The organism is Nonomuraea sp. NPDC004354, from assembly GCF_053602555.1.
Genome location: NZ_JBSGDV010000002.1, coordinates 809622 through 826124, shown reverse-complemented (window position 1 = coordinate 826124; position 16503 = coordinate 809622). Strand labels below are relative to the sequence as shown.

At 71.5% G+C, this 16503-nt stretch carries 14 protein-coding genes; 6 read left to right on the top strand and 8 right to left on the bottom strand.

The genetic code is table 11. From position 1 onward, the window contains the following. Positions 1–50: 50 nt before the first annotated feature. From ACWENQ_RS09775 to ACWENQ_RS09760, 4 genes are read left to right on the top strand one after another with little or no spacing between them, the layout of a single operon-like run. The gene (locus tag ACWENQ_RS09775) at positions 51–968 is read left to right on the top strand and encodes an ABC transporter ATP-binding protein (RefSeq protein WP_449921824.1); all 918 of its coding nucleotides are present in this window, start codon (positions 51–53) and stop codon (positions 966–968) included. Between the two features lie 26 nt (positions 969–994). Then, complete coding sequence (locus ACWENQ_RS09770) at positions 995–1699, top strand: ABC transporter permease (protein ID WP_452413609.1); 705 nt, start codon at positions 995–997, stop codon at positions 1697–1699. A 5-nt stretch (positions 1700–1704) separates the two neighbouring features. Beyond that, positions 1705–2955: a sensor histidine kinase gene (locus ACWENQ_RS09765; RefSeq protein ID WP_449921826.1), complete on the top strand. Its 1251-nt coding sequence runs from the start codon at positions 1705–1707 to the stop codon at positions 2953–2955. Continuing rightward, positions 2948–3589 (top strand): response regulator, encoded by a 642-nt coding sequence (locus ACWENQ_RS09760; RefSeq protein ID WP_449921828.1) that lies wholly within the window; start codon positions 2948–2950, stop codon positions 3587–3589. The genes ACWENQ_RS09765 and ACWENQ_RS09760 overlap by 8 nt, the downstream gene beginning before the upstream one ends. 2 nt (positions 3590–3591) lie before the next feature. Here ACWENQ_RS09760 and ACWENQ_RS09755 read toward each other — a convergent pair whose 3' ends face one another. Continuing rightward, on the bottom strand, positions 3592–4992 hold the full coding sequence (locus ACWENQ_RS09755) for a hypothetical protein (protein WP_452413607.1): 1401 nt from the start codon (positions 4990–4992) through the stop codon (positions 3592–3594). Between the two features lie 46 nt (positions 4993–5038). Further along, positions 5039–5758 (bottom strand): DUF427 domain-containing protein, encoded by a 720-nt coding sequence (locus tag ACWENQ_RS09750; protein ID WP_452413605.1) that lies wholly within the window; start codon positions 5756–5758, stop codon positions 5039–5041. Between the two features lie 193 nt (positions 5759–5951). Here ACWENQ_RS09750 and ACWENQ_RS09745 point away from each other — a divergent pair, with 193 nt between their 5' ends. Further along, on the top strand, positions 5952–7922 hold the full coding sequence (locus ACWENQ_RS09745) for a glycosyl hydrolase family 18 protein (protein ID WP_452413603.1): 1971 nt from the start codon (positions 5952–5954) through the stop codon (positions 7920–7922). Between the two features lie 232 nt (positions 7923–8154). On the opposite strand, the gene ACWENQ_RS09740 is transcribed toward ACWENQ_RS09745, so the two are convergent. The 3 genes from ACWENQ_RS09740 to ACWENQ_RS09730 all read right to left on the bottom strand — a co-directional run bounded on the left by ACWENQ_RS09740 (position 8155) and on the right by ACWENQ_RS09730 (position 10174). Beyond that, positions 8155–8400: a hypothetical protein gene (locus ACWENQ_RS09740; protein ID WP_452413602.1), complete on the bottom strand. Its 246-nt coding sequence runs from the start codon at positions 8398–8400 to the stop codon at positions 8155–8157. Positions 8401–8597: 197 nt separating this feature from the next. Beyond that, positions 8598–8993, bottom strand: a complete 396-nt coding sequence (locus ACWENQ_RS09735) for a RidA family protein (protein WP_452413600.1) — start codon at positions 8991–8993, stop codon at positions 8598–8600. 11 nt (positions 8994–9004) lie between these two features. Further along, positions 9005–10174 carry an MFS transporter gene (locus ACWENQ_RS09730; protein WP_452413598.1) on the bottom strand — a complete coding sequence of 390 codons (1170 nt, stop codon included), beginning with the start codon at positions 10172–10174 and terminating at the stop codon, positions 9005–9007. A 104-nt stretch (positions 10175–10278) separates the two neighbouring features. Between ACWENQ_RS09730 and ACWENQ_RS09725 the strand changes: the two genes are divergently transcribed. Next, the gene (locus ACWENQ_RS09725) at positions 10279–12228 is read left to right on the top strand and encodes an amino acid transporter (RefSeq protein ID WP_452413596.1); all 1950 of its coding nucleotides are present in this window, start codon (positions 10279–10281) and stop codon (positions 12226–12228) included. Positions 12229–12345: 117 nt separating this feature from the next. Here the strand turns inward: ACWENQ_RS09725 and ACWENQ_RS09720 are convergent, their stop codons facing one another. The 3 genes from ACWENQ_RS09720 to ACWENQ_RS09710 all read right to left on the bottom strand — a co-directional run bounded on the left by ACWENQ_RS09720 (position 12346) and on the right by ACWENQ_RS09710 (position 16500). Continuing rightward, complete coding sequence (locus ACWENQ_RS09720; protein WP_452413594.1) at positions 12346–12777, bottom strand: hypothetical protein; 432 nt, start codon at positions 12775–12777, stop codon at positions 12346–12348. Between the two features lie 511 nt (positions 12778–13288). Then, positions 13289–13957, bottom strand: coding sequence for a response regulator (locus ACWENQ_RS09715; RefSeq protein ID WP_449921844.1), 669 nt, complete (start codon positions 13955–13957; stop codon positions 13289–13291). Continuing rightward, on the bottom strand, positions 13954–16500 hold the full coding sequence (locus ACWENQ_RS09710) for a DUF4118 domain-containing protein (protein WP_452413592.1): 2547 nt from the start codon (positions 16498–16500) through the stop codon (positions 13954–13956). Before ACWENQ_RS09710 ends, ACWENQ_RS09715 begins: the two co-directional genes overlap by 4 nt. Positions 16501–16503 lie beyond the last annotated feature (3 nt).

Genomic DNA, 16503 nt, shown 5'->3' with positions numbered 1-16503 from the left:
GTGGCCGCGCGGCCGATTCGCCGCCGGGCGCGGCGGATCATGCTTCTTACATGGCAGTCATCGAGGTCAACGACCTGACCAAGAAGTACGCGGACCTGACGGTCCTGGACAGGATGTCGTTCTCCGTGGAGGAGGGCGAGATCTTCGGCATCCTCGGCCCCAACGGAGCCGGCAAGACCACGACGGTGGAGTGCGTGGAGGGCCTGCGGCGGCCCGACGGCGGGTCGATCAGGGTGCTCGGGCTCGACCCGGTCAAGGACGGCCGCCGGCTGCGGGAGCGCATCGGCGTCCAGCTGCAGCACACCCAGCTGCCGGAGAACATCAAGGTGTGGGAGGCGCTCGACCTCTACGCCGCCTTCTACGCCGAGCCCCGCGACTGGCGGCGGCTGCTGGAGGAGTGGGGCCTGGCCGACAAGCGCGACACCCGCTTCGGGAAGCTGTCGGGCGGCCAGAAGCAGCGGCTGTTCATCGCGCTGGCGCTGGTGGGCAACCCCCGGGTGGCCTTCCTCGACGAGCTCACCACGGGGCTCGACCCGCAGGCCCGCCGCGCCACCTGGGAGCTGATCAAGCAGGTCAGGGCGTCGGGCGTGACCGTGGTGCTGGTCAGCCACTTCATGGACGAGGTGGAGGAGCTGTGCGACAGGGTGGCGGTCGTCGACCGCGGCTCCGTCGTCGCGCTCGACACCCCCGCCGGCCTGATCGACGCGACCGACGCCGAGCACCAGATGCGCTTCACGCTCATGGCGGGCGAGGCCACCGACCCGGCGGTCCTGCTGGGCGGCCTGCCCGGCGTCTCGGGCGTGTCCAGGAACGGCGGTCAGGTGGTCGTCAGCGGACGGGGCGACTTCGCCACGGCCGTCACCGCCACCCTGGCCCGCAACCACGTCCTGGTCGCCGACCTGCGCATCGACAAGCGCACCCTCGACGACGCGTTCGTGGCCCTGACCGGCCGCTCCTTCCACCGCTGACCACCCATTTCCCAGGGAGACCCGCCATGACCGCGATCACCAAGCTCACCACCGTCGAGCTGAAGCTGCTCGTCCGCGAGCCCGGCTCGATGTTCACCGTCCTCATCCCCCTCTTCATCCTGGTGATCTTCGGCAGCTCGATCACGCCGGGCGACACCGTGCTGCTGCCCATGTCGCTGGCGATCGCCGTGGGGCTCGTGGCCCTGTACATGCTGCCCACCACCCTGGCCACCTACCGGGAGCGCGGCATCCTGCGCAGGCTCTCCACCACTCCGGTCCGGCCGGGGAGCATGCTGGCGGTCCAGCTGATCCTGCAGCTGGTCCTCGTGGTGGTCGCCTGCGGCCTGCTGGTCGCCGTCGCGGGGACGATCCTCGGTGCCAACCTGCCTGACCGCGTCCTGCCGCTGGCCGCCGCCTTCGCGCTGGGCACGGCCGCGATGTTCGCGATCGGCCTGCTCATCGCGGCCGTGGCCGCCAACGGCCGCGCCGCCAACGGTGTGGGTGTCCTGCTGTACTTCCCGATGGCCTACCTCGCCGGACTTATCCAGCCGACGACCCAGATGCCGGTTTTCCTGGCCCGCGTCGGCGCGTACACTCCCCTGGGCGCCTTCAGGCAGGCGCTGCAGGACGTCTGGGCGGGCGGTACGCCGAGCCTCCTGCTGCTGGGCGTCATGGCCGCGTACGCGGTGATCGTCAGCCTGGCCGCGGCCACGTTCTTCCGCTGGGAGTGATCACGATGTCGGTGGCGGGTGAGCGCCTCGACCGGTGGGAGAGGCGCCTGGACGGCTTCATGTCCGCCACGCCCTACCTCCTCCTGGCGATCTCCACGACGCTCGCCTGGCTCACCGGTGACTCCGCGTGGGACCACCGCCTGGTCACCCTCGGCCTGGCCGCCCTCGCCGCCGCCTGGATCCGGGTGATGACCGCCCGCCGCCCCTCGTGGCGGTCGAACGGCACCGCGGGGGCCGTCTACATCACCGGCCTGGTGGTCCTGATCGCGGTGCTGAGCACCCGCGGGGTGTGGTTCGCCGGCTTCTTCGCCTTCACCGGCTACCTCCACTCCTGGCACTACCTCCAGGGGAAGTGGAGGTTCGCGGGAGTGACCGCCACCGCGGCGATCTGCATCACCGCCTACACCGGTGGGCTGCCCGCGCCCACCCCGTCCGCCGTCCTGACCCATCTCTTCTTCATCGCCGCGATCGTGGCCGTCGTGAGCCTGTTCAGCTTCGTCGGCGAGGTCACGGCCGAGCGCAGCGCCGAACGGAAGCGGATGGTGGCCCAGCTCGAGGAGACGATGCGGGAGAACGCGGGGCTGCACACCCAGCTGCTGATCCAGGCGCGGGAGGCAGGCGTGCTCGACGAACGGCAGCGCATGGCGGGCGAGATCCACGACACGATCGCCCAGGGGCTGACCGGCATCATCACCCAGCTCCAGGCCGCGGCGCACGCCAAGGAGTCGGGCGAGGACCACGCCGAGTGGCGGCGCCACGTCGACAACGCCACCCGCCTGGCCCGCGAGAGCCTCGCCGAGGCGCGCCGGTCCGTCCACGCCGTCGGGCCCGGCCAGCTGGAGTCGGCGCCGCTCCCCGACGCGCTGGCCGAGGTGGCCGGCGCCTGGTCGGAGCTCAACGGCGTGCGCGCCGACGTCACCACGACCGGTACGGCCCGCCCCCTGCATCCCGAACTGGAGACGACCCTGCTGCGGACAGCCCAGGAAGCCCTCGCGAACGTGGCCAAGCACGCACGCGCCACCCGCGTCGGGATCACCCTGTCGTACATGGAGGACCTGGTCACCCTGGACGTGCGCGACGACGGCGCGGGCTTCGACCCCGAGCGCGTCGCGGACGGCGGCGGTTTCGGCCTGACGTCCATGCGCCGGCGGGTGAGCCGCCTGGCGGGCACCCTGGAGATCGAGTCAGAGCCCGGCGGCGGCACCGCGGTCTCCGCGAGTGTCCCCGCCGTCACGAGGGAGGCCCCGCATGTCTGAGACCCCCGTCAGGCTGCTGATCGCCGACGACCACCCCATCGTCCGCGACGGCATCCGCGGGATGTTCACCGCGGACCCGCGCTTCGAGGTGGTCGGCGAGGCGGGCGACGGCGCACAGGCCGTCGAGCTCGCCCGCGCACTGCGCCCCGACGTCGTCCTCATGGACCTGCGGATGCCGAGGATGGACGGCGTGACGGCCATCAAGAAGCTCGCCGAGATCGGCAGCACGGCCCGCGTCCTCGTGCTCACCACCTACGACACCGACAGCGACGTGCTGCCCGCCATCGAGGCAGGAGCCACCGGCTACCTCCTCAAGGACGCGCCGCGCGACGAGCTCATGCGGGCCGTCCACGCGGCGGCCCGCGGCGAGGCCGTCCTGTCCCCCTCGGTCGCCACCCGCCTGCTCGGCCGGGTGCGCGCGCCCGTCGACCCGCTGAGCGCCAGGGAGCTGGAGATCCTGCGGCTGATCGCCCAGGGCACCACCAACCGCGAGGCGGCCGCGCGCCTGTTCATCAGCGAGGCCACGGTCAAGACCCACGTGCTGCACATCTACACCAAGCTCGGCGTCAACGACCGCGCGGCGGCCGTCGCGGTCGCCTACCAGCGCGGGCTGCTCACCCTCGACGACGGCTGACGCTACTTCTTCAGCACCACCGTCCTGCGGGACTCACCCGGATAGACCATGACGAGGAACCGCTGGCGAGCGTCGCCGTCCTCCTCCAGCGCGGCCGCGCTGCCGCGCACGTGCACGCGGATCCGGTAGCGGCCCGGCCCCTTCACGAGCGGGTCGGGGAAGGTCTCGTCCTCCCAGGTGGACAGCTCGCCCGTGGGGCTGGTGTAGCCGATCTCGACGACCTTCTCCCAGCCGGCGCGCTCGACCGGGGGACGCCTGCCGTACCCCTCGACCGTGACGCAGACGTGCATCGCCTCGTCCGCGGTGAGGACGGAGACCTCGCCGTCGACGGCTCCCACGAGGTCGTTGCCGAACGCCTTGTCGAGCGACGCGCCGTTCCAGTCCTCGTTCTCGACGGCGGTCACCGCGCCGAAGTCCGACCACACCGGCGCCGTGCCCCGCACCGCCGGCCTGATCCGCGGCCGGTGCGGCGGGCCGGTCGCGCAGCGTTCCTTCGCGGTCGCGTTGAACGCGTCGTTCTCCGCGTCCTGCCGTTGCCGCTCGGCCTGTTCCCTGGCGTCCACCTCGGGGCAGAGCAGCGCCAGTGCCTGCGTGGTGCCGAAGCCGGCGACGTCCACGCCGGTCCGGGCGCGGAGCCGCTCGATCTCTCCGGGGTCGGCGCGCATGCTCGCCCGGCACAGGCTCCTGCCGAAGGCGACCAGTTCGGCGTCGGGCCGCTCGGCGAACGTCCGCGGCACGACGTACTCCTCCCGCCGCGCCACGCAGACGAAGGCCCGTTCCCTGTCGGCCCGGCTGACCGGCTGATCGCCGTAGCTCAGGCGCCAGCGCCCGCAGCCCTCCGCGTCGGCCTGCGTCACCTTCCCCACGACCCCGTCGCCGTTGTGCAGGGCCAGCAGCAGCAGGCCGGAGGCGGCGGCGACCGCCGCACGCGCGATCCGGCCTCGCGGGCGCGTTCGGGGCACCCGCACCGCGACGAGGATCAGCACGCCGGCGAGCACGTCGCACGCGTTCCAGAGGGCGAACCCGTCCAGGGCGAAGAACGGCGCCCATGACCGCGCGCACTCCGCGTCTACCGCCAGATCGACCGCCGCGAACCCGAGCGTCATGAGGGAACCCCACGTCAGCCCGAACCCGGTCAGCCAGCCCACGGCGCGGCCCCAGCGCGGCGACCTCCTGCGCATCAGGAGCAGCCAGAGGCCGAACCCGGTCAGGACGATCACCGGTTGCGGCACCACGGCCAGCGGCAGGAGCGCCATGCCGACCTCGCCGTGGAGATCGAAGCCCGGACACGGCTGCCCCGCGATGATCGCGAGACCGGGCTCCGCGAGGAAGGCGGCCCCTTCGCGCACCACGATCAGCACCAGGGCGACCGCCCACAGGACGATTGATGATCGCCGTAACATGGGCCGCCACCCTACCGCCCGGCTCCGACAGGCCGCCGGAAACGACCTAGCTGAACGGGGTCTTCGGGCGGTCCTGCGGCTGCTCGTCGACGTAGATGTCCACCTTCTCGTTGTAGAAGGCGATCAGCCCGCCGATCCGCTGGCTCTCGGGCAGCGGCGTGCGGTACGACCAGGCCAGATCCCTGCGGCCGTTGACCGTCCAGTACTCCGCCGTCCCCTTGTACGGGCACTGGGTGGCGGTGTCGGTCGGCTCCAGCAGGTCGAAGCGGACGTCCGTCTTCGGCAGGTAGTACCGCGGCGGCAGCCCCGTCTCGAACAGGATCACCGGGCGTGTCGAGTCGGCCACGGTCACGCCGTCGACCTCGACCCTGACCCGGCGGGAGCTGGGCAGGATGTCGACGCGCGTGTAGGGGTCGCGAGGGTGGACGTAGACCTCCTCGTCCTCCTCGAACCAGGCGTCCATCGCCGACCACTCCAGCCGGACGTACTCCCGTAGCTCCTCGATCGGGGAGTCGGGGTGGGTGAGGGCCGCGCCGGCCGCTTCCTTGCCGTCCACGACGACGGTGTGGACGACGCCCTCGCCGCGGCTGGGCGAGTGGGTGGTGGCGCCGGTCGGCTTGAGCTCCGCCCGCTCGAGGTCGGCGAGGGGCAGGTAGTAGGTCGGGTAGTGGGGGCTCTCCCAGACCAGGAGCGCCCGCGTCGTGTCGACGATCTTGCGTCCGCCGAGATAGGTGCGCACGCGCTTCGCCGTCGGCTCGACCTTCAATCGGCTCTTCATTCCTTCGCCAACCCCGCCGGCGCCCGGCCTATTCCTCAGGCGAGTGTGCGCGAGTGTATTGACGCTGCCGCAGGTAGAGGTTAACGTCATCTCAAAATTAAAAGGAAACCTTACTAATAGTTTCCGATCAGGCCTCCCATCCCACACCCCGTTCACCCCCCAACAGGATGTCGGAGCATCGATGAGACACACCGTCCTCAGCAAGGTCCTCGCAGGCGCGGCGGCGTTACTCATGCCGCTCACCGCGGCCGCCGTCGCCCCCGCCAGCGCGTACGGCGCCGCCACCTCCACCAGCTCGGCGGCCGCCTTCGCCGCCTGGGCACCGTGGACCGCCTACACGGCCGGCACCCGCGTCACCTACAACGGCGTCGAGTACGAGTGCCTGCAGAGCCACACCTCCCAGCCCGGCTGGGAGCCGCCCAACGTCCCCGCCCTGTGGAAGGTCGCGGGCGGCGGCGGAGGCGACACCACCGCGCCGTCCGTCCCCGGCAACGTGCGCTCCACCGGCGTCACCTCCAACAGCGTCTCCCTGGCCTGGAACGCCTCCACCGACAACGTCGGCGTCACCGGCTACGAGATCTACCGCGGCGGCACCCTCGTCACCACCGTCACCGGCACCACGCACACCGACACCGGCCTGACCGCCAACACCGCCTACACCTACACCGTCCGCGCCCGCGACGCCGCCGGCAACCAGTCCGCCCACAGCACCGCCGTCACCGCCACCACCACAGGCGGCGGCGGAGGCGACACCACCGCGCCGTCCGTCCCCGGCAACGTGCGCTCCACCGGCGTCACCTCCAACAGCGTCTCCCTGGCCTGGAACGCCTCCACCGACAACGTCGGCGTCACCGGCTACGAGATCTACCGCGGCGGCACCCTCGTCACCACCGTCACCGGCACCACGCACACCGACACCGGCCTGACCGCCAACACCGCCTACACCTACACCGTCCGCGCCCGCGACGCCGCCGGCAACCAGTCCGCCCACAGCACCGCCGTCACCGCCACCACCACAGGCGGCGGCGGAGGCGGCGGCAACAAGGTCCTCGGCTACTTCGTCCAGTGGGGCGTCTACCAGCGCGCCTACCACGTCAAGAACATCGACACCAGCGGCTCGGCGGCGAAGCTGACCCACATCAACTACGCCTTCGGCAACGTCCAGAACGGCCAGTGCACGATCGGCGACAGCTACGCCGACTACGACCGCTTCTACCAGGCGGGCGAGAGCGTGGACGGCGTCGCCGACACGTGGGACGCCGGCGCCCTGCGCGGCAACTTCAACCAGTTGCGCAAGCTCAAGAAGAAGTACCCGAACCTCAAGGTGCTGTTCTCCTTCGGCGGCTGGACCTGGTCCGGCGGCTTCGGCCAGGCCGCGCAGAACCCCACCGCCTTCGCCGAGTCCTGCTACCGCCTGGTGGAGGACCCGCGCTGGGCCGACGTCTTCGACGGCATCGACATCGACTGGGAGTACCCGAACGCCTGCGGCCTCACCTGCGACACCAGCGGGCCCGCCGCGTTCAGGAACCTGATGTCCGCCCTGCGCACCCGCTTCGGCTCGGGCAACCTGGTCACCGCGGCCATCACCGCCGACGGCACCAGCGGCGGCAAGATCGACGCGGCCGACTACGGCGGCGCCGCGCAGTACGTCGACTGGTACAACGTCATGACCTACGACTTCTTCGGCGCGTGGGCGGCCCAGGGCCCGACCGCCCCGCACTCGCCGCTCACCAGCTACAACGGCATCCCGATCGCGGGCTTCCACTCCGACAACGCCATCCAGAAGCTGAAGAGCAAGGGCGTCCCGGCTGGCAAGCTCCTGCTCGGCATCGGCTTCTACGGCCGCGGCTGGACCGGCGTCACCCAGGCCGCGCCCGGCGGCACGGCGACGGGCCCCGCGCCCGGCACCTACGAGCAGGGCATCGAGGACTACAAGGTCCTCAAGACCCGCTGCCCCGCCACCGGGACGGTCGCGGGCACGGCCTACGCCTACTGCGGCAACCAGTGGTGGAGCTACGACACGCCGAGCACGATCGGCGGCAAGATGAGCTACTCGAAGGACCAGGGCCTGGGCGGCGCGTTCTTCTGGGAGCTCAGCGGTGACACCACCAACGGCGAGCTGATCACCGCGATGAAGAACGGCCTGGGGTGACCTCGGGCTGACCCGTCAGGGCCGGTCTCCGCTCAGGGGACCGGCCCTCCCTCAGTCCCGCCGGACACCACGGGGCCTGTCTCGCCAGACACCAGGGGGCCTGTCTCTCCGAACACCACAGGGCCTATCTCCGGACGCCACGGGCCTGTCTCTCCGGACGCCATGGGGCCTGGCTCTCCGGACGCCACGGGGTCGCCGGGACCGCCCAGGCGGGCGCAGGAGTGGAACGCGTTCAGCGGGAGGCGACGAACAGCGTGTGGGTGGCCGAGCGGCTCAGGTCGTGCCGTTCGACCTGGCCGAGCCCGGCATCGGCCAGCCAGCCGGCCACGGTGCGCGTGCTGGGCACGCCGCCGCCCTGGGTGTGCCACAGGTTGAGGCCGAAGCCGGCGGTGAAGGCGGCCTCCGCCGCTCCCGCCCGGTGCTCGGCGACCGTCTCGAGGACCAGCACCCGCCCGCCCGGCCGGGTCGCGGCGGCCACAGGCCACTTCCGGAGGGACAGACACCAGGCCGGAGCGACCCCGGCAGGCCGGGATGCCCCAGGCACACCCGAAGCGGCAGGCAGGCCCGAAGCGCCGGGCCATCGGGGGCGGGCCGCCAGCAGGGGCGGGCCGTCAGCAGGGGCGGGCCGTCAGCAGGGGCTGGCCGTCAGGAGCGAGCCATCAGCAGGGCGGGCCGTCAGGGGCGGGCCGCGACGGCGTCGATCTCGAAGAGCATGCCGGGCAGCGCGAGCGCCGCCACCCCGATCAACGTCTGGGCGGGCGGCCGGTCGCCCCAGATCTCGCCGATCGCCGCGGCGATCACGGCCAGCTTGTCGAGGTCGTGGTCCACGACGAACGTGCGGATCTGCGCCACGTCCTGGACGGACAGTCCGGCCGCCGCCAGCGCCGCGCGCAGGTTGTCGAGTGACTGCGCGACCTGCTCGGCGAAGTCGGGAGAGGTGACGTGCCCTTCGTGGTCGGAGGCGTACTGCCCGGCGATGATGACGAGCTCGCCGGTGACCTGGGCGACGTGGCTGTAGCCGAAGGAGACCGGGTCGTGCAGGGTGGCCGGGTTGACGATGGTGACGGACATGCGGGGTTCCTTTACTTGTCGCGGGTGGTGACGGCGAAGGCGGACAGCAGGACGGCGGCGGCGAGCCACAGGGCGGCGACCGTGCCGAGCCGGTCGACGGCCAGGCCGCCGAGCAGCGCGCCGAGGGCGATCGACAGGTTGAAGGTGGCGACGAGGAGCGACGAGGCCGCCTCGGTCGCCTGGGGCGCGGCCTTCAGCATCCAACTCTGCAGGCTCACCGACACGCCTCCGTAGGCCAGGCCCCAGACGACCAGCAGGGCGATGCCGGCGGCGGGCGTCCCGCCGTACGCGGCCAGCAGGGCCGTGGTGGCGGTCAACGCGAGCGTGATCGCCAGGAGCGTGCCCCGGGGACGGCGGGCGGCGCGGGCGCCGGCGAGGAAGTTGCCGGCGATGCCCGCCACGCCGTAGCCGAGGAGCAGCAGGCTGATGAGGTCGGGGTCGATCCCGGAGATCTCCTGTAGGACCGGGCGGACGAAGGTGTAGGCGGCGAAGTGGCCGGTGATCAGCAGGAGTGTCAGGGCCACGCCGACCCGTACGGCACGCACGCGCAGCAGCCGGGGCAGCTCGCCGAAGGTGATCGTCCGGGTGGCGGGCAGCGCGGGCACCAGCAGGACCAGGCACGCCAGCGCGACCAGCCCCAGGATCCCCACCGCGCCGAAGGCGAGGCGCCAGCCGCCGAGCTCCCCGGCGAGCGTTCCCGCGGGGACGCCGGCGACGGAGGCGGTGGACACCCCACCGAAGATCACCGCGGTGGCGCGGGCGACGTGCCGCTCGGGTACCAGCCGGAGGGCGAGCCCGCCCGCGACGGCCCAGAACCCGCCGACGCTCACGCCGACGGCCAGCCGGGCGGCGAGCACGACGGCGAAGTCCGGTGCCACGGCGCCGGCGAGGTTGGCCAGGCCCATGAGTCCGATGAGCGTGACCAGCATGACGCGTCGGTCGATCCGCCCGGCCGCGACGGTGAGCAGCGGCGCGGCGATCGCGGCCACCAGGCCGGGGACGGTCACCATCAGGCCCGCCGCGCCTTCGGAGACGCGCAGGTCGGCACTGATGGGGGTGAGCAGGCCGACCGGCAGCAGCTCGGAGGTCATCAGGGAGAAGATCCCCAACGCCACGGCGGCGACGGCGAGCCATCCTCTGGTCGCCGATCGGCTCGGCGCCTCATTCAAGACATCAGACATCCAGAATAACCTTCCACGACGACCCGGGAGAAGGGGTGCGGATATTTCTGGATATTAGATGTCTAGAATACTCACCGCAACTCTGAGCGGGTAGGGCGGAGGACATGGTTCGCCACGGATCGCTGGACGAGGACACACCCGCCGCACCGCACGCCGCCGGCAGGAACCCGGTCACGGCCTGGCTGCTGGACGGCCTGAGACCGGAGGACCGCCACTCGACCGGGATGCACGAGGAACATCCCGACAAGCAATACCCGTGGTGGCAGACGATGTGCCTGACCGGCGTGGACTACTTCTCCACGCTGGGCTACCAGCCGGGCATCGCGGCCCTGGCGGCCGGGGCCCTCTCCCCCGTCGCGACCTCGTTCCTGGTGCTCCTGACGCTGTTCGGCGCGCTGCCCACTTATCGGGCGGTGGCGGCGGAGAGCCCCAGGGGCCTCGGCTCGATCGCGATGCTGGAGAACCTGCTGCCCAGCTGGTGGGGCAAGCTCCTGGTGCTGGTCCTGCTGGGCTTCGTGGCGACGGCGTTCATCTTCACGATCACACTGTCCGCCTCCGACGCGACCGCGCACGTCGTGGAGAACCCGTTCTTCCCCGCCGCCCTGCACGGCCAGGAGGTCCTCGTCACGATCCTGCTGATCCTCGCGCTGGGCGCGATCTTCCTGCGCGGCTTCAGCGAGGCGATCGGCCTCGCGGTGGTCCTCGTGGCCGTCTACCTGTCGCTCAACCTCGTGGTCGTGGGCATGGGCCTGCTCCAGGTGATCGAGCACCCGGCCCTGGTGGACGGCTGGCAGGAGGCGCTGACGACGGGCTATTCGAGCCCGCTCGCGATGATCGGCGTCTCCCTCCTCGTCCTGCCCAGGCTCGCCCTGGGCCTGTCGGGCTTCGAGACGGGCGTCGCCGTGATGCCGCAGATCCGGGGCGACCTGGAGGAGCGCATCAGAGGCGCCCGCCGGCTGCTCACCACCGCCGCGCTGATCATGAGCGGGTTCCTGATCGCCAGCAGCTTCGCCACTGCCATCCTCATCCCGCACGAGGAGTTCGAGGAGGGCGGCAAGGCGAGCGGGCGGGCGCTGGCCTTCCTCGCCCACGAGTACCTCGGCGACTGGTTCGGCACGGTCTACGACCTCAGCACCATCGCCATCCTGTGGTTCGCGGGCGCCTCCGCCATGACCGGCCTGCTCAACATCGTCCCCCGCTACCTGCCCAGGTACGGCATGGCGCCGGACTGGGCCCGCGCCATCAGGCCGCTGGTGCTGGTGTTCACCGCGATCGCCGTCGTGATCACCATCGCGTTCGACGCCGAGGTCGAGTCCCAGGGCGGCGCGTACGCCACGGGCGTCCTGGCGCTGATCCTGTCGGCGGCCGTGGCCGTCACGATCTCCCGCTACCGCCAAGGCAGGCGCGCGGCCGCCTACGGGTTCGGGGTGATCGCCCTCGTCCTCGGCTACGCGACCGTGGTCAACATCGTCGAACGCCCCGACGGCCTGAAGATCGCACTGCTGTTCGTCCTGGCCATCGTCGTCACCTCGATCATCTCCCGCGCCACCCGCTCGACCGAGCTGCGGGTCGGCCATATCGAGTTCGACCCCACCGCGCTGCGCCTGGTCCGGGAGATCGACGGCCCGCTGCGCGTGATCGCCAACGAACCCGACGAGCGCGACCCTCTGGAGTACGCCGAGAAGGAGCGGGAGGCCAGGGAGCACCACCACCTGCCGCCGGACGAGCCGGTGCTCTTCCTCGAGGTGACCGTCGGTGACGCGTCCGAGTTCTCGTCGGACCTGAAGGTGGTCGGCGAGGAGCGTCACGGCTACCGCGTTCTGCGGGTGTGCGGTTCCAACGTGCCCAACACGATCGCGGCGATCCTGCTCCACCTGCGGGACGTCACGGGCAAGAAGCCGCACGTCTACTTCCACTGGATGGAGGGCGATCCGGTCAAGGCGATGCTGCGCTACCTGCTGTTCGGCGGCGGTGACGTGCCGCCGCTGACGCGCGAGGTGCTCCGCCAGGCCGAGCCCGACCCGGCCAAGCGACCGCAGGTGCACGTCGGCTGATCACCTCGAGCCGCAGATGCACGTCGGCTGATCAGGCCGAACCGCCGGTGCCCGCCCGGCCGACCAGCCGCAACCGGTCATGTCGAGCCGCGGATGCCCGGCCGATCAGCCGATCGGTCAGGTTCGCGGAACCGCGCGGTATTCGCGGACGCGGATGGCGAGCCCGTGCCCGAGCGACGCCCCGATGTCGCCGCGCGCCAGCCCGGCCACGGCGGCCACGCCGTACCCGGCCAACGCCACGCCGTACCCGGCGAGCGCCACGCCGCCGAACATCCCGAGCCTGAGCAGGTCCGGCGGGGTGAGGCTCAGCTCGCCCAGGCCGTTCACCAGGAAGCCGGTCGTGAAGAGCCACCCCATGAGCGCCGTGGCCGACGCCGCGAGCAGGCTCCGCGACCATGCCGCGTACGCTCCCACCGCGAGCGCCATGGCGGCGACACGTGGCGTGCCCGGAGGGAGCAGTGCCGCGACGGCGGCGCACGCGGCGACGCTGACCACGAATCCTCCGCTGATCATGAACTCCAGCGGCGACCTTTCCCGACTGAATGTCATGAATTCATCACATCGCATTTCCAGCCGCGCGGGGAGTGTCCATACGCCATTCCTTCGCGTTCATGACGCGTTATTGATGCCGGTCGAGCCGCCCGGGAGGCCGACGTCAAGCGGGCGTCAGGGTTTCGGCGGTCGCCGTTCGGATCCCCTCTGGAATACGCCCGGACCGAATATCCGGCCATAGCATCATTTTCTATAAATTTCTGCGGTGCGTACCGAGGAGGAATGTGATGCACTCAGGTGGCCCGCCCTTCCTGCCCACCCGTATCGGAAGGAGCACGATGAAAGCCCCGAAAATACGGCCGGAAGCCTTCGGGCTGCTCGTGCTCATCGCCGTCGTGGCCGTGGTCACGCTGGCGATCGAGCTGCTCCCCTGACCGGCGTCCGGCACGGGGCCGGGCCGGCGTGACGGATCACGCCGGCCCGGCTTCGTCGTGAGCGGCGAGGCGGGTCAGCGACGAACGTTCGCCGAGCGGGCCCCATGAGCGGGTGCGTCGTGGCGGGCAGGAGCTCAGGGGGTGAAGCGGTAGCCCATGCCCGGCTCGGTGATCAGGTGGACGGGTCGTGCGGGGTCGCGTTCCAGCTTGCGGCGCAGCTGGGCCATGTACTGGCGCAGGTAGTGCGACTCCTTCAGGTACTTCTCCCCCCACACCTCGCTCAGCAGGTACCGCTGGCTGACCAGCTTGCCCGGGTTGCGCAGCAGGATCTCGAGGATGTGCCACTCGGTGGGCGTCAGCCGTACACCGTCGGAGACCGTCTTGTCGGTCAGGTCGATCACCCGGTCCCCGATCTGGATGCGGGCCAGCTCCGCCTCCTGCAGGCCGGTCCTGCGGGTGACGGCCCGCATGCGGGCCAGCAGCTCCTCGATGTTGAACGGCTTGGTGACGTAGTCGTCCGCGCCCGCGTCCAGCGCCTCGATCTTGTCCTGGTTGCCGGTCCTGCCGGACAGCACGAGGATCGGCACCGACGTCCACCCGCGCAGGCCGTGGATGACGTCGACCCCGTCGAGGTCGGGCAGCCCGAGATCGAGCAGGACGAGGTCGGGCTGCCGTTCGGCGGCCTCCCTGAGCGCCGACCCCCCGTCGGCGGCCACCGTGACCTCGTAGTGGCGCGCGACCAGGTTGATGCGCAGCGCCCGCAGGAGCTGCGGTTCGTCGTCGACGACGAGGACGCGGGTCATGCGACCACCGCCCGCGAGGAGATGGGAAACGTGAGGATCATCGTGAGACCTCCCCCTGGTGTCTCGTCAGGGACCAGCGTGCCGCCCATCGCCTCGGTCAGCCCGCGCGAGAGCGCGAGGCCGAGGCCGACGCCCGTGTCGTTGTCACGGTCGCCGAGGCGCTGGAACGGCAGGAAGATGCGGTCGTGGGCGTCGGCGGGGACGCCCGGCCCCCTGTCGATCACCCGGATCTCGACGTGGGCGCCGTGCCCGCTCGCGGTGATGAGCACCTTGGCGTCCTGCGGGCTGTAGCGCACCGCGTTGGTCATCAGGTTGACCAGCACCCGTTCGAGCAGCGTCGGGTCGGCGACGATCTCGGGCAGCTCGACGGAGATGTCGCCCTCCACCCTGTCCCGCACCGGGCCCAGGTCGTAGATCGCGCGGGGCACGACCTCCTCCAGAGCCACCGGCTGGTGGTCGACCCCCAGGACGCCCGCCTGCAGGCGGCTCATGTCGAGCAGGTTCGCGACCAGGCGGTCCAGCTTGGCCAGCGACTCGTCGGCCGTGGCCAGCAGCTCCTGGCGGTCCTCCTCGGTCCAGGCGATCGCGGTGTTGCTCAGGCTCTCCACGGCGGCCTTGGCGGAGGCGAGCGGGGTGCGCAGGTCGTGGCTGACGGCGGCCAGCAGCGCTGTGCGCATCCTGTCGGCCTCGGCCAGCGGCTTGGCCTGGTCCGCCGCCTCCTCGAGGCGCTGCTGGCGCAGCGCCACGGCCGACTCGGCGGCGAACGCCTCGAGCACCCTGCGGTCGGCGGCGTCGAGGAGCCGTCCGCGGGCGGTGAGGACCAGGTTCTCGTCGATGACCACGTCGGTGTCGGCGGCCGACGGGGACGTGCACGGCGTGCCGCCGGTGGTGGCGATGATCCGCCAGGCGTCCGGATCCGTCTGGTCGTCCGGCAGGCTGCCGGTGTCGGGCCGCCGCTCCAGCAGCGTGACCGAGGTCAGCCCGAACGTCTCCCGCAGCCGCGAGAGCAGCGAGGGCACCGCCGCCTCGCCGCGCAGCACGTGCCCCGCCAGGGTGGCGAGGATCTCGGCGTCCGCGCCGGCTCTGGCGGCCTCCCTGGTACGGCGGGCCGCGACGTCGACGATCGTGCTCACCATGGCGGCGACCACGACGAACACGATGAGCGCGAACAGGTTCTCGGGATCGGCGATCGTGAACTCGCCGACCGGCGGGGTGAAGAAGTAGTTCAGCAGCAGCGAGCCCACGACGGCCGCGGTGATGGCCGGCCACATGCCGCCGATCAGCGCGACGCCCACCACCGTCACCAGGTAGAAGAGGATCTCGGTCGGCAGCGACAGGTCGTCCCTGAACGGGATCAGCGCCGCCGTCAGCGCGAGCATGCCCGCGAGGGCGACCGCCCATCCGGCCAGCCGCCGCTTCCTGGTCAGCGCCGCGCGGCTGTGTTCGGGGCGCCGGCGGCCCTTCTTCGCCTCGTCGTGCGTGATCATGTGCACGTCGATGCTGCCGGACAGCGCGGTGGTCTCCACGCCGACGCCGCGGGAGAAGATCTGCGCGAACCTGCCGCGCCGGGAGGCGCCGAGCACCAGCTGGGTGGCGTTGACGCCGCGGGCGAAGTCGAGCAGGGCACGGGGGATGTCGTCACCGACCACCTGGTGGTAGGTGCCGCCGAGGCTCTCCACCAGCGTACGCTGCCTGGCCAGGTTGGCGGGGTCGCCGCCGGCCAGGCCGTCGGCGCTGGTGACGTGGACGGCCAGCAGGTCGGCGCCCTTGGTCCTGGCCGCGACGCGGGCGGCCCGCCGTACCAGGGTGTCGCCTTCGGGTCCGCCGGTGAGGGCCACGACGACGCGCTCGCGCGTCTCCCAGGTGCCTTCGATGCCGTGGTCGGCGCGGTAGCGGTCGAGCTGCTCGTCGACCTTGCCCGCGACCCACAGGAGGGCGAGCTCGCGCAGCGCGGTCAGGTTGCCGACCCTGAAGTAGTTGGACAAGGCGGCGTCCACCTTCTCCGGAGCGTAGACGTTGCCGTGCGCCATCCGCCGCCGCAGCGCCTCGGGCGACATGTCGACCAGCTCGATCTGGTCGGCCCTGCGCACCACCTCGTCCGGCACGGTCTCCCGCTGGGGGATGCCGGTGATCTGCTGGACGACGTCGTTGAGCGACTCCAGGTGCTGGATGTTGACCGTCGAGATGACGTCGACGCCGGCGTCGAGGATCTCCTCGATGTCCTGCCAGCGCTTGACGTTCCTCGACCCGGGCACGTTCGTGTGGGCCAGCTCGTCGATCAGCGCGATCTTCGGCGCGCGCTCGATGACGGCGTCCACGTCGAGCTCGGTGAAGGTCGACCCGCGGTAGCGGAGCTGCCTGCGCGGGATGATCTCCATGCCCTCGAGGAGGGCGGCGGTGCGGGGACGCCCGTGGGTCTCGACGAAACCCACGACGACGTCCCTGCCCCGCTCCATCCCCCTGCGGCCCTCGCCGAGCATCGCGAAGGTCTTGCCCACCCCGGGCGCCGCGCCCAGGTAGACCCTCAGCCGACCGCGTGGCATCGC

What these genes read in the sequence shown, in the direction of transcription:
- ACWENQ_RS09770 (WP_452413609.1), top strand. Translation starts at nt 995, where the DNA reads ATGACCGCGATCACCAAGCTCACCACCGTCGAGCTGAAGCTGCTCGTC.
- ACWENQ_RS09760 (WP_449921828.1), top strand. Translation starts at nt 2,948, where the DNA reads ATGTCTGAGACCCCCGTCAGGCTGCTGATCGCCGACGACCACCCCATC.
- ACWENQ_RS09730 (WP_452413598.1), bottom strand. Translation starts at nt 10,174, where the DNA reads ATGTCTGATGTCTTGAATGAGGCGCCGAGCCGATCGGCGACCAGAGGA.
- ACWENQ_RS09715 (WP_449921844.1), bottom strand. Translation starts at nt 13,957, where the DNA reads ATGACCCGCGTCCTCGTCGTCGACGACGAACCGCAGCTCCTGCGGGCG.
- ACWENQ_RS09755 (WP_452413607.1), bottom strand. Translation starts at nt 4,992, where the DNA reads ATGTTACGGCGATCATCAATCGTCCTGTGGGCGGTCGCCCTGGTGCTG.
- ACWENQ_RS09775 (WP_449921824.1), top strand. Translation starts at nt 51, where the DNA reads ATGGCAGTCATCGAGGTCAACGACCTGACCAAGAAGTACGCGGACCTG.
- ACWENQ_RS09725 (WP_452413596.1), top strand. Translation starts at nt 10,279, where the DNA reads ATGGTTCGCCACGGATCGCTGGACGAGGACACACCCGCCGCACCGCAC.
- ACWENQ_RS09735 (WP_452413600.1), bottom strand. Translation starts at nt 8,993, where the DNA reads ATGTCCGTCACCATCGTCAACCCGGCCACCCTGCACGACCCGGTCTCC.
- ACWENQ_RS09720 (WP_452413594.1), bottom strand. Translation starts at nt 12,777, where the DNA reads ATGACATTCAGTCGGGAAAGGTCGCCGCTGGAGTTCATGATCAGCGGA.
- ACWENQ_RS09710 (WP_452413592.1), bottom strand. Translation starts at nt 16,500, where the DNA reads ATGCCACGCGGTCGGCTGAGGGTCTACCTGGGCGCGGCGCCCGGGGTG.
- ACWENQ_RS09745 (WP_452413603.1), top strand. Translation starts at nt 5,952, where the DNA reads ATGAGACACACCGTCCTCAGCAAGGTCCTCGCAGGCGCGGCGGCGTTA.
- ACWENQ_RS09765 (WP_449921826.1), top strand. Translation starts at nt 1,705, where the DNA reads ATGTCGGTGGCGGGTGAGCGCCTCGACCGGTGGGAGAGGCGCCTGGAC.